We start from the raw sequence: 13,250 nt of genomic DNA on the forward strand, positions 1-13,250 counted from the left end.
AAACGTTTTGGGAAAAACAGTTTTATTTGGCCACGAAAACATCACTTACTTACTATATGTTGCTAATCTGACAGTACTTCATATTTCCTCCATCATTACGGGGCTATTGATTACTAAACTAGTCACATTAAGCCTAATCGTTTCAGAAAGAGAACACGTCATCTATGAAAGGCACGCAGACTTCTCGCTGGTTGTGGATTACAGCCTTTATTCTGGTGGTGATTGCCGCCGTCTGGTTCTGGCGCAGCCACAATACATCTTCGGGGACTCAGCCCCAGGCTAAATCAGGCCAGACATCCGCCCAGGGCGGCCGACGCGGAATGCGCGGCGGTGCGCTGGCCCCGGTTCAGGCTGCAACGGCAACCAGTGAAGCCGTGCCGCATTACTTAACCGGCTTGGGCACTATCACCGCGGCCAATACCGTGACGGTGCGCAGCCGCGTTGACGGGCAACTTCTGGCCATTCATTTCCAGGAAGGCCAGCAGGTAAAAGCCGGTGATTTGCTGGCAGAAATTGACCCGAGCCAGTTCAAAGTCGCCCTGGCTCAGGCCCAGGGGCAGTTGGCTAAGGATCAGGCAACCCTGGCAAATGCTCGCCGCGACCTCGCCCGCTACCAACAACTGGTAAAAACCAACTTAGTCTCCCGCCAGGACCTCGATACTCAGCTGTCGCTTGTGGAATCCACACTCGGCACGGTTAAGGCCGATGAAGCCAGCGTTGCCAGCGCTCAGTTGCAGCTTAACTGGAGTCGCGTCACCGCCCCTATCGACGGCCGGGTTGGCCTGAAGCAGGTCGATATTGGCAACCAGATCTCCACCAGCGACACCAACGGTATTGTCGTGCTGACGCAAACGCACCCGATTGACCTGGTGTTCACCCTGCCGGAAAACGACATCGCCACGGTGATTAAAGCGCAGAAAGCCGGCGAAACGCTGAGCGTTGAAGCCTGGGACCGCACCAACAGCGCAAAACTCAGCAGCGGTAAACTGCTGAGCCTTGATAACCAAATCGATACCACCACCGGCACCATCAAGCTGAAAGCGCGCTTTGATAATCTGGATGACGCTCTGTTCCCAAATCAGTTTGTGAACGCCCGTATGCTGGTGGACACCCAGCAAAATGCCGTGGTGATCCCAGCCGGTGCGTTGCAAATGGGCAATGAAGGCCACTTCGTCTGGGTACTGAACGGCGATAACAAAGTCAGTAAACACCTGGTTACGCCGGGAATTCAGGACAGTCAGAAAGTCGTGATTAGCGCCGGCGTTTCCGCAGGCGATCGCGTGGTGACCGACGGTATTGACCGCCTGACGGAAGGCGCGCAGGTTGAGGTTGTCGAACCGCACAGCGCGGCCGACGATAACGCCAAACCTGCCGCCCAGGCAAAATCCGGCCACAAACACAACGGAGCACGCTCCTGATGCAGGTGTTACCTCCAGGCTCCACTGGCGGCCCTTCCCGCCTGTTTATTCTTCGTCCAGTTGCCACCACGCTATTGATGGTGGCTATCCTGCTGGCGGGGATTATTGGCTATCGCTTTCTCCCGGTATCAGCGCTACCGGAGGTGGACTACCCTACCATTCAGGTGGTCACGCTCTATCCCGGCGCCAGCCCGGACGTCATTACTTCGGCGATCACTGCCCCACTCGAACGCCAGTTTGGGCAGATGTCTGGCCTGAAGCAGATGTCATCGCAAAGCGCCGGAGGGGCGTCGGTTATCACCCTTCAGTTCCAGCTGACGCTGGCGCTTGACGTTGCCGAGCAGGAAGTGCAGGCAGCCATCAACGCCGCGACAAACCTCCTGCCCACTGACCTGCCAAACCCGCCGGTTTACAGCAAGGTCAACCCGGCGGATCCGCCTATCATGACTCTTGCCGTGACCTCAACCGCCCTGCCGATGACGCAGGTGGAAGATATGGTGGAAACCCGCGTAGCCCAGAAAATCTCCCAGGTTTCTGGCGTCGGTTTGGTCACGCTGGCGGGCGGCCAGCGCCCCGCCGTTCGCGTTAAATTGAACGCTCCAGCGATTGCCGCACTCGGCCTGACCAGCGAAACCATTCGCACCGCCATCACCAATGCCAACGTCAACTCCGCCAAAGGCAGCCTTGACGGCCCGGAGCGCGCCGTCACGCTCTCCGCCAACGACCAGATGAAGTCGGCCCAGGAATACCGGGATTTAATCATCGCTTATCAGAACGGCGCGCCAATCCGCCTCGGGGATATTGCCACCGTTGAGCAAGGGGCAGAGAACAGCTGGCTCGGCGCCTGGGCAAACAAGCAGCAGGCCATCGTGATGAACGTCCAGCGCCAGCCTGGGGCCAACATCATTGAGACGGCAGACAGCATCCGCCAGATGCTGCCGACGCTGACCCAAAGCCTGCCGAAGTCGGTTGAAGTAAAACTGCTCAGCGACCGTACCACCAACATTCGCGCCTCCGTGACCGACACCCAGCACGAGCTGATGCTGGCCATTGCGCTGGTGGTGATGATCATTTACCTGTTCCTGCGCAACGTGCCGGCCACCATCATTCCTGCCGTCGCCGTGCCGCTGTCGCTGGTCGGCACATTTGCGGTGATGGTATTCCTTGATTTCTCCATCAATAACCTGACGCTGATGGCGCTGACCATCGCCACCGGGTTCGTGGTGGACGATGCCATCGTGGTGATAGAGAACATTTCTCGCTACATCGAAAAAGGCGAGAAGCCGCTAGCCGCCGCGCTAAAAGGTGCCGGGGAAATCGGCTTTACCATTATTTCCCTGACCTTCTCGCTGATTGCGGTACTCATCCCCCTGCTGTTTATGGGTGATATCGTGGGCCGTCTTTTCCGCGAGTTTGCCGTGACGCTGGCAATTTCTATTTTAATCTCCGCCGTGGTTTCGCTGACGCTTACCCCGATGATGTGCGCCAGAATGCTGAGCCACGAATCATTGCGTAAGCAGAACCGTTTCTCCCGCGCCAGCGAGAAGATGTTTGATAACATCATTGCCGCCTATGGCCGCCTGCTTAGCAAAGTGCTGAATCATCCGTGGCTGACGCTGAGCGTTGCTTTTGGCACGCTGGCGTTGACCATTGTGCTGTGGATCTTTATCCCCAAAGGCTTCTTCCCGATTCAGGATAACGGCATTATCCAGGGCACGCTGCAGGCTCCGCAGTCGGTCTCCTTCGCCAGCATGGCCCAGCGTCAGCAGCAGGTCGCAGACGTGATACTGAAAGATCCGGCGGTGGAAAGCCTGACGTCGTTTGTCGGCGTAGACGGCACCAACCCTTCGTTAAACAGCGCCCGCCTGCAAATTAACCTTAAGCCGCTCAGCGACCGTGATGACCGCATCCCGACGGTGATTGACAGATTGCAGCAGAATGTCGCCAGCGTCCCGGGCGTGCAGCTTTATCTGCAGCCGATCCAGGATCTGACTATCGACACCACGGTGAGCCGCACCCAGTACCAGTTCACCCTGCAGGCGACCTCGCTGGACGAACTGAGCACCTGGGTGCCGCAGCTGGAAGACAAGCTTAAAACGCTGCCTCAGCTCGCGGATATCAGCAGTGACTGGCAGGATCAGGGGCTGATGGCCTACGTCAACGTTGACCGCGACAGCGCCAGCCGCCTCGGCATCAACATGTCATCGGTGACCAGCGCCCTGTATAACGCCTTCGGCCAGCGCCTTATTTCAACCATTTACACCCAGGCCAACCAGTATCGCGTGGTACTCGAACATGACACTAGCACCACGCCAGGGCTGAGCGCGCTCGACAACATTCGCCTCACCAGCAGCACCGGCGGAAGCATTCCATTAAGCGCGATTGCGAAGGTGGAGCAGCGCTTTGCCCCGCTGTCGATCAATCACCTCGACCAGTTCCCGTCCACCACGTTCTCCTTTAACGTGCCGGAAGGGCAATCGCTGGGCGACGCGGTGAACGCCATCACCTCGGCGGAAAAAGAGCTGGCGATGCCGTCCGATATCACGACGCAGTTCCAGGGCAGCACCCTCGCCTTCCAGGCCGCGCTGGGCAGCACCATCTGGCTGATTATTGCTTCGGTCGTGGCGATGTACATCGTGCTTGGCGTGCTGTATGAAAGCTTTATCCACCCGATCACTATCCTGTCGACGCTGCCCACGGCGGGCGTTGGCGCACTGCTTGCATTGATGCTGGCGGGGGCCGAACTGGACGTTATCGCTATTATCGGCATCATTCTGCTCATTGGTATCGTGAAGAAGAATGCGATCATGATGATCGACTTTGCGCTGGCCGCCGAGCGTGAACAGGGCATGGCCCCGTACGAAGCGATTTACCAGGCCTGTCTGCTGCGTTTCCGTCCGATTCTGATGACCACGCTCGCCGCGCTGCTGGGTGCACTCCCGCTGATGCTTTCAACCGGCGTTGGCGCAGAACTTCGCCGCCCGCTGGGTATTGGCATGGTGGGTGGCCTGCTGCTCAGCCAGGTGCTGACGCTGTTTACCACGCCGGTGATTTACCTGCTGTTCGACCGCCTGTCGCACTACACGCGCCGTCGTTTCGGCCGACAGCATGAGGAGGCGTAAGTGAAGTTTTTTGCCCTCTTCATTTACCGCCCGGTGGCGACGATTTTATTGACCGTCGCCATTACGCTGTGCGGCGTGCTGGGCTTCCGCCTGTTGCCGGTTGCCCCGCTGCCGCAGGTCGATTTTCCGGTGATCATGGTCAGCGCCTCGCTGCCGGGCGCGTCGCCGGAAACCATGGCGTCGTCCGTGGCCACGCCGCTGGAGCGTTCCCTGAGCCGCATTGCCGGGGTCAACGAAATGACCTCGTCCAGTTCGCTGGGCAGCACCCGCATCATTCTGGAATTTAATTTCGACCGTGACATCAACGGTGCCGCGCGGGACGTGCAGGCGGCGATTAACGCTGCCCAAAGCCTCCTGCCAAGCGGGATGCCGGGGCGGCCAACTTACCGCAAGGCCAACCCGTCCGATGCACCGATCATGATCCTGACGCTCACTTCGGACACACTATCGCAGGGTGAGCTGTATGATTTTGCCTCCACGCAGCTCGCGCAAACCGTCTCACAAATCGACGGCGTGGGCGACGTGGACGTCGGCGGAAGCTCTCTGCCCGCGGTGCGCGTGGATCTCAACCCACAGGCGCTGTTTAACCAGGGCGTGTCGCTGGATGCCGTCCGGACGGCAATAAGCAATGCCAACGTTCGCCGTCCCCTTGGTTCGGTAGAGGACAGTACAAGCCGCTGGCAAATTCAGACCAACGACGAGCTAAAAAAAGCGGCAAACTATATGCCGCTTATCGTGCATTACAATAACGGTTCGGCCGTACGGCTTCAGGATGTCGCCAACGTCACCGACAGCGTACAGGACGTGCGTAACGCCGGGATGACCAACGCCAAACCAGCCATTTTGCTGATGATTCGCAAGTCGCAGGAAGCGAACATCATCGAAACCGTGGACCGCATCCGCGCCAAAATACCCGAACTACGAGAAACCATTCCGGCTTCCATCGACCTGCAGGTAGCCCAGGACCGGTCGCCAACCATTCGCGCCTCGCTGGCCGAGGTAGAACAATCGCTGGTGATCTCCGTGTCGCTGGTGATTCTGGTGGTGTTTCTGTTTCTTCGCTCAGGGCGCGCGACCTTTATTCCGGCGGTGGCCGTGCCGGTGTCGCTGATCGGGACTTTTGCCGCCATGTATCTGTGCGGCTTCAGCCTCAATAACCTGTCGCTGATGGCGCTGACCATCGCCACAGGTTTTGTGGTCGATGACGCCATCGTGGTACTGGAAAACATTTCCCGTCATTTGGAAGCGGGCGTGAAGCCCATGCAAGCGGCGCTCCAGGGCGTGCGGGAAGTGGGCTTTACCGTGTTGTCCATGAGTCTGTCGCTGGTGGCGGTCTTCCTGCCGCTGCTGTTGATGGGCGGTCTGCCGGGGCGCCTATTCCGCGAGTTTGCGGTCACACTTTCGGTCGCTATCGGGATTTCGCTGGTGGTGTCGCTCACGCTCACGCCGATGATGTGTGGCTGGCTCCTGAAGAACCGTCCGCCGGAAAAGAGAAACAAAAACCGTGGATTTGGTCGCCTGCTGATTGCCATGCAGGGCGGTTACGCCCGGTCGTTGAAATGGGTGCTAAACCATACGCGGCTGGTGGGCATGGTGCTGCTGGGGACGATAGCCCTGAGCGTCTGGCTCTACATTGCGATCCCAAAAACCTTCTTCCCGGAACAGGACACCGGCAGGCTGATGGGCAATATTCAGGCCGATCAGAGCATCTCTTTCCAGGCCATGCGCGGTAAGCTGCAGGACTTTATGAAGATCATTCGTGAAGATCCGGCGGTGGATAACGTCACCGGCTTTACCGGCGGCTCTCGGGTTAACAGCGGCATGATGTTTATCTCACTTAAGCCATTGAGCGAACGCCAGGAAACCGCCCAGCAGGTGATTGACCGACTGCGCGGCAAGCTTGCAAAAGAGCCCGGTGCCAACCTCTATTTAATGGCGGTGCAGGATATTCGCGTTGGTGGCCGTCAGGCGAACGCCAGCTACCAGTACACGCTGCTTTCCGATGAGTTAAGCGCCCTGCGAGAGTGGGAGCCGAAAATCCGTAAAGCGCTGGCGGCGCTGCCGGAACTGGCTGACGTTAACTCCGACCAGCAGGATAACGGCTCGGAGATGGACCTGATTTACGACCGTGAAACCATGTCACGTCTGGGGATCAGCGTCTCGGATGCCAACAATTTGCTCAACAACGCCTTTGGTCAGCGCCAGATTTCCACCATCTACCAGCCGTTGAACCAGTATAAGGTGGTCATGGAGGTCGACCCGCGCTACACCCAGGACATCAGCTCGCTCAACCAGATGTTTGTGATTAACAGCGAAGGAAAGTCGATCCCCCTCTCCTACTTTGCCAAATGGCAGCCAGCGAACGCCCCGCTGTCGGTTAACCATCAGGGGTTGTCCGCCGCATCAACCATCTCGTTCAACCTGCCTGACGGGGTATCGCTTTCTGAAGCCAGCGACGCCATCGACAGAACCATGACCTCGCTGGGCGTACCGACTACCGTGCGCGGCAGCTACGCCGGGACGGCACAGGTGTTCCAGCAGACGATGAACTCGCAGGTGATTCTGATTCTGGCAGCCATTGCCACGGTGTATATCGTGCTGGGTATATTGTACGAAAGCTACGTTCACCCGCTGACCATCCTCTCGACGCTGCCTTCTGCGGGCGTCGGGGCGCTGCTGGCGCTGGAACTTTTCGGCGCCCCCTTCAGCCTGATTGCGCTAATCGGTATCATGCTGCTGATAGGTATCGTGAAAAAGAACGCCATTATGATGGTGGACTTCGCAATAGAGGCGCAGCGTAAGGGCGATTTAACGCCGGAAGAGGCGATTTTCCAGGCCTGCCTGCTGCGCTTCCGCCCTATTATGATGACCACGCTGGCCGCGCTGTTTGGCGCGCTACCGCTGGTGCTAACCAGCGGGGATGGCGCAGAACTTCGTCAGCCGCTGGGGATCACCATCGTAGGCGGACTGGTGATGAGCCAGCTGTTGACGCTTTACACCACGCCGGTGGTTTACCTGTTCTTTGACCGACTGAGATTGCGCTTTAGCCGCAAACCCCGTGAAAGTAAGGCTCTGTCCGTATGACTGATTTGCCCACCGCCGTTCGCTGGCAGTTATGGATTGTCGCTTTTGGCTTCTTTATGCAGGCGCTGGACACCACGATTGTGAACACCGCACTTCCCTCGATGGCGCATAGTCTGGGCGTAAGCCCACTGCACATGCACTCGGTGGTGGTGGCCTACGTGTTAACGGTTGCGGTCATGCTCCCGGCAAGCGGCTGGCTGGCGGACAGAGTGGGCGTGCGCAATATCTTCTTCACGGCGATCGTTCTTTTTACCCTCGGGTCCCTGTTTTGCTCCAACGCCTCAACGCTCAACGAGCTTGTTCTCGCCCGCGTCGTGCAGGGCATTGGCGGGGCCATGATGGTACCGGTGGGGCGCCTCACGGTGATGAAAATCGTGCCGCGGGCGCAATATATGGCGGCGATGACCTTCGTGACGATCCCAGGCCAGGTAGGCCCCCTGCTCGGCCCTGCGCTGGGCGGCGTGCTGGTGGAGTACGCCTCCTGGCACTGGATTTTCCTGATAAACATTCCTGTCGGCATTGTCGGGGCCATCGCTACCCTGTGGCTGATGCCCAACTACACCATGCAAACCCGACGCTTTGATATTTCCGGCTTCCTGCTACTGGCGTTTGGGATGGCGGCGCTGACCATTGCGCTGGACGGACAAAAAGGCCTGGGCATTTCCAGTGAAACGCTCGGGTTGCTGATCCTCGGCGGGGTTATCGCCATTCTGCTTTACCTGTGGCATGCGCGGGACAACGAAAACGCGCTGTTCAATCTCAATCTGTTCAACACGAAAACCTTTTCGCTTGGCCTGCTGGGCAGCCTGTGCGGGCGCATCGGCAGCGGCATGTTGCCGTTTATGACGCCGGTGTTTCTGCAGATTGGGATGGGTTTCTCACCATTCCATGCCGGGCTGATGATGGTCCCAATGGTGCTGGGCAGCATGGGCATGAAACGTATCGTTGTGCAGGTCGTCAACCGCTTCGGCTATCGCAACGTGCTGGTCGTCGCCACGCTTGGCCTGGCGCTGATCACGCTGATGTTTATGGGTACGGCCCTGATGGGCTGGTTCTGGCTGCTGCCGGTCGTCCTGTTTGTACAGGGCATGGTCAACTCCATGCGCTTCTCTTCCATGAATACGCTGACGCTAAAAGATCTGCCGGATGACCTAGCCAGCGGCGGCAACAGCATGCTCTCAATGGTCATGCAGCTTTCCATGAGTATCGGCGTGACCGTCGCGGGCCTGCTGCTGGGCATGTTTGGCCACCAGCAGCTTCCGGTGGGTGGGGAACAGGCTCACAGCATCTTTATGTACACCTATTTCTGCATGGCGCTGGTCATCGCCCTTCCGGCATTGCTGTTTACCCGCGTCCCAAATGACCGTTCAGAAAACACGGTCATCAGCCGCCGTAAAAGGAGCGAAACATGAAACTTTACCGCTCCGGGATCACCGGGAAATTATTCCTCGCCATATTCTCCACCTGCCTGCTGGTGCTGGCCATCATGCACTGGGGCGTGAGGTTAAGCTTTGAGCGTGGCTTTATCGACTACATCAAACGCGGCAATACTCAGCGCATTGAGATGCTGAGTGATGCCCTGGGCGAACAGTATGCGCTGCACGGCAACTGGCGCTTCCTGCGGCACAACGACAGGTTTGTGTTTCAGATTTTACGTTCGTTTGAGCGCGAAGGGGATGAAGCTCACGGCATGCCGCCGCAGGGCTGGCGCACTAAGTTTTGGGTGGTCGATCAAAACTATCAGGTTCTGGTTGGCCCGCGAGAGAAGCTCCCTCCAGACGGGATGCGCAAACCGATTAACGTCAATGGTCAGGACGTTGGCTGGGTGATTGCCTCCCCCATTGAGCGTCTGACCCGCAATACCGACATTAACTTCGATCGCCAGCAGCGGCGCACAAGTTGGATCATCGTCGCCCTGTCCAGTTTGCTGGCGGCAGCGGCCACCTTCCTGCTTGCCCGTGGTCTTCTGGCCCCGGTGAAACGCCTGGTTGAAGGTACGCACAAGCTGGCCGCCGGAGATTTTTCCACCCGGGTTGCGGTCGGCAGCCAGGATGAGCTGGGGCGGCTGGCACAGGACTTTAACCAGCTTGCCAGCACCCTGGAAAAAAACCATAAAATGCGCCGGGCTTACATGGCGGATATTTCTCACGAGCTGCGCACCCCGCTTGCCGTTTTGCGCGGTGAGCTAGAGGCAATTCAGGACGGCGTGCGTCAGTTTACGCCGGAGTCCGTCACGTCACTGCAGATGGAAGTCGCCACCCTGACCAAGCTCGTTGACGACCTGCACCAGCTTTCCATGTCCGATGAAGGCGCGCTGGCCTACCAGAAAAAATCGCTGGATATCATTGCGCTGCTGGAAGTGGTTGCCGGGGCATTTCGATCCCGTTTTGAGTCACGCGGGCTGACAATACGCCTTGCGCTACCGGAAACCGCGACTATTTTCGGTGACGGAGACCGCCTGATGCAGCTGTTCAATAACCTGTTGGAAAACAGCCTCCGCTACACCGACAGCGGTGGGCAACTGGTGATCGGCGGTAAAATTGTGAATCAGCAGTTTGTGATGAGTTTTGACGACAGCGAGCCCGGCGTCTCGGACGAGCAGCTAGGCCAGCTGTTTGACCGTTTTTACCGTGCGGAAGGCTCCCGCAACCGCGCCAGCGGCGGCTCAGGGCTGGGCCTGTCTATCTGCCAGAATATTGTGACCGCCCATGGAGGAACGCTAACCGCCTCCCATTCACGCTTTGGCGGCGTTAGTATTACCGTTGAACTTCCTCTGGAAACAGAAACGTCGAGGACACTATGACCGAGCTACCGATTGACGACAGTACGCCCCGTATTTTGATCGTAGAAGATGAACCTAAGCTTGGGCAGTTGCTCATCGACTACCTCCGCGCGGCAAGCTATGCCCCTACTCTGCTGAACCACGGCGACCAGGTGCTGCCGTATGTTCGCCACACGCCGCCGGATCTCATTCTGCTGGATTTGATGCTGCCCGGCACAGACGGCCTGACGCTGTGCAAAGAGATTCGACGTTTCTCCGAAGTCCCCATCGTCATGGTGACCGCCAAAATAGAAGAAATTGACCGTCTGCTGGGGCTGGAAATTGGCGCTGACGACTATATTTGCAAGCCTTACAGCCCGCGTGAAGTCGTCGCCCGCGTGAAAACAATCCTCCGCCGCTGCAAGCGTCAGCTTGCCATTTCCACCGGGTCGGAAGAAAGCCCGCTGGTGATTGATGAAGGCCGTTTCCAGGCTATCTGGCGCGGTAAACTGCTGGATCTCACCCCCGCCGAGTTCCGCCTGCTAAAAACCCTGTCCCACGAGCCGGGGAAGGTGTTCTCCCGCGAAATGCTGCTGAACCATCTGTATGACGACTACCGCGTGGTCACCGACCGCACCATCGACAGTCACATAAAAAACCTGCGCCGCAAGCTTGAAGCGCTGGATACCGATCAGTCGTTTATTCGCGCCGTTTACGGGGTGGGTTATCGCTGGGAGGCGGACGCCGGGCGAGTAATTTAAACTCATATCCGGGACGACTACTTTTAGTAGACTGCTCAGAGAACCCAAAAAACTCTACGATAGAACACAGGCCGGTCAACATTGACCGGCGTCTTCCCTGCAAGGAGGTTGTCGTGGAAAAGTATGTTTTCTATAGCCGAGATATTGCTTTCAATATCTACCCTAAGGCATCTCTTGGTGTGGAAGAGAAAAAAGAGTTGGCTGCTGATGGATTTAAAAAAATTGGCTTCGAGATACTGGCGACGGATGAAGCCGCCGCGCTCGACAAGTTCATCGCGCATTTCAAAGAAAATACCGAAGCACTGAAAGAGTACACGGAGAATATTGCCTTCGCGTCGCTCCTTTTTGTCGGTATCCCGCTCATCGCCTGAATCCGCAAGACGGTTTACTCCCCAGCCTCACGGCGCTACAATTCCCGCCCTTAAATTGTGGTAATCCACTCGACTTTAGCCGCTTCACCAGATGGAGCGGTTCTGACCTGATATCAGAACGAGAACTTCATGTTTAAACCGGAACTCCTCTCCCCGGCGGGAACGCTGAAAAACATGCGTTACGCTTTCGCCTACGGTGCAGACGCCGTCTACGCTGGCCAGCCGCGCTACTCGCTGCGCGTGCGCAATAACGAATTCAACCACGAAAACCTCCAGCTCGGGATCAACGAGGCCCACGCGCTGGGTAAAAAATTCTACGTGGTGGTGAACATTGCCCCGCATAACGCCAAGCTCAAAACCTTTATTCGCGACCTTAAGCCGGTTATCGACATGGGGCCGGATGCGCTGATCATGTCCGATCCAGGGCTAATCATGATGGTGCGCGAGGCGTTCCCGGAAATGGACGTTCACCTCTCCGTGCAGGCTAACGCCGTTAACTGGGCGACAGTGAAGTTCTGGAAGCAAATGGGGCTGACGCGCGTGATTCTTTCCCGCGAGCTGTCGCTGGAAGAAATCGCCGAAATTCGCGAACAGGTTCCAGAAATGGAGCTGGAGATCTTCGTCCACGGCGCGCTGTGCATGGCGTATTCAGGCCGCTGCCTGCTCTCTGGCTATATCAACAAGCGAGATCCTAACCAGGGAACCTGCACCAACGCCTGCCGCTGGGAATATAAGGTTCAGGAAGGCAAAGAAGACGACATCGGCAATATCGTCCACGTGCACGAGCCAATTCCGGTGCAAAACGTTGAGCCTACGCTTGGCGTCGGCGCCCCAACGGACAAAGTGTTTATGGTGGAAGAAGCCAAACGTCCAGGCGAATACATGACCGCTTTCGAAGACGAGCACGGCACCTACATCATGAACTCGAAAGATCTGCGCGCCATTGAGCACGTGGAGCGCCTGACAAAAATGGGCGTGCACTCGCTGAAAATCGAAGGCCGTACTAAGTCCTACTACTACTGCGCACGTACCGCGCAGGTGTATCGTCGCGCCATTGACGACGCCGCAGCGGGCAAGCCGTTCGACCCTACGCTGCTGCAAACGCTGGAAGGCCTGGCCCACCGTGGCTATACCGAAGGATTCCTGCGCCGACATACCCACGACAGCCATCAGAATTACGAGTACGGGCACTCCATTTCCGAGAGCCAGCAGTTTGTGGGCGAGTTTACCGGCGAACGCCGGGGTGATCTGGCGGCCGTGGCGGTGAAAAACAAATTCCTGCTGGGCGACAGTCTGGAAATGATGACCCCGCAGGGGAATATCACCTTTACGCTGGAAACGCTGGAAAACGGCAAATCCCAGCCGATAGACGTGGCTCCAGGCGACGGTCATACCGTATGGATGCCTGTACCTCAGGAGATAGCGCTGGATTATGCTCTACTGATGCGCAATCTCTCTGGTCAGACAACCCGTAAACCGCACGCAAACTAGTGAATTAGGGTTATTTTTCGCGCTAAGAGCATTCTTAGAAACCGATCACATACGGTTACACAAGATAACGTTATTATCCGCAAGCTGAAAAACATAACCCATAAATGCTAGCTGTACCAGGAACCACCTCCTTGGCCTGCGCAATCTCCCTTGCGCAGGCTTTCTTTTTTCCGCTGATTCAGCCAGTTCTTACTCCCCCGCGCCCACTTTGCTCTACACTTTGATAATGCTCACTTTTCTGA

Annotated in this window: 8 protein-coding genes; all 8 read left to right on the forward strand. The window is 57.4% G+C overall.

All coding sequences use genetic code 11. The annotated features are described in order from the left end of the window. The first annotated feature begins 164 nt into the window (after positions 1–164). Positions 165–1,418 carry an MdtA/MuxA family multidrug efflux RND transporter periplasmic adaptor subunit gene (locus tag WFN87_RS01325; protein WP_166991194.1) on the forward strand — a complete coding sequence of 418 codons (1,254 nt, stop codon included), beginning with the start codon at positions 165–167 and terminating at the stop codon, positions 1,416–1,418. Continuing rightward, a complete protein-coding gene (locus WFN87_RS01330; RefSeq protein WP_336707464.1) occupies positions 1,418–4,540 on the forward strand; it encodes an MdtB/MuxB family multidrug efflux RND transporter permease subunit in 3,123 nt (1,040 codons plus the stop codon). Before WFN87_RS01325 ends, WFN87_RS01330 begins: the two co-directional genes overlap by 1 nt. Continuing rightward, positions 4,541–7,624 (forward strand): multidrug efflux RND transporter permease subunit MdtC, encoded by a 3,084-nt coding sequence (gene mdtC / locus WFN87_RS01335; RefSeq protein WP_008455125.1) that lies wholly within the window; start codon positions 4,541–4,543, stop codon positions 7,622–7,624. Next, on the forward strand, positions 7,621–9,036 hold the full coding sequence (locus tag WFN87_RS01340) for an MFS transporter (RefSeq protein ID WP_336981570.1): 1,416 nt from the start codon (positions 7,621–7,623) through the stop codon (positions 9,034–9,036). The genes mdtC and WFN87_RS01340 overlap by 4 nt, the downstream gene beginning before the upstream one ends. After that, positions 9,033–10,427: a two-component system sensor histidine kinase BaeS gene (baeS, locus tag WFN87_RS01345; RefSeq protein WP_008455130.1), complete on the forward strand. Its 1,395-nt coding sequence runs from the start codon at positions 9,033–9,035 to the stop codon at positions 10,425–10,427. The genes WFN87_RS01340 and baeS overlap by 4 nt, the downstream gene beginning before the upstream one ends. Next, positions 10,424–11,146, forward strand: coding sequence for a two-component system response regulator BaeR (gene baeR, locus WFN87_RS01350; protein ID WP_336981573.1), 723 nt, complete (start codon positions 10,424–10,426; stop codon positions 11,144–11,146). Before baeS ends, baeR begins: the two co-directional genes overlap by 4 nt. Before the next feature lie 113 nt (positions 11,147–11,259). Then, on the forward strand, positions 11,260–11,517 hold the full coding sequence (locus tag WFN87_RS01355) for a hypothetical protein (protein ID WP_008455133.1): 258 nt from the start codon (positions 11,260–11,262) through the stop codon (positions 11,515–11,517). 129 nt (positions 11,518–11,646) lie between these two features. Beyond that, positions 11,647–13,008, forward strand: a complete 1,362-nt coding sequence (gene trhP, locus WFN87_RS01360) for a prephenate-dependent tRNA uridine(34) hydroxylase TrhP (RefSeq protein WP_008455135.1) — start codon at positions 11,647–11,649, stop codon at positions 13,006–13,008. The last annotated feature ends 242 nt before the right edge of the window (positions 13,009–13,250 follow it).

Origin of the sequence: Cedecea sp. AS113 (assembly GCF_037152415.1) — a bacterium.
In the GTDB taxonomy this organism is placed as follows: Bacteria; Pseudomonadota; Gammaproteobacteria; order Enterobacterales; family Enterobacteriaceae; genus Cedecea.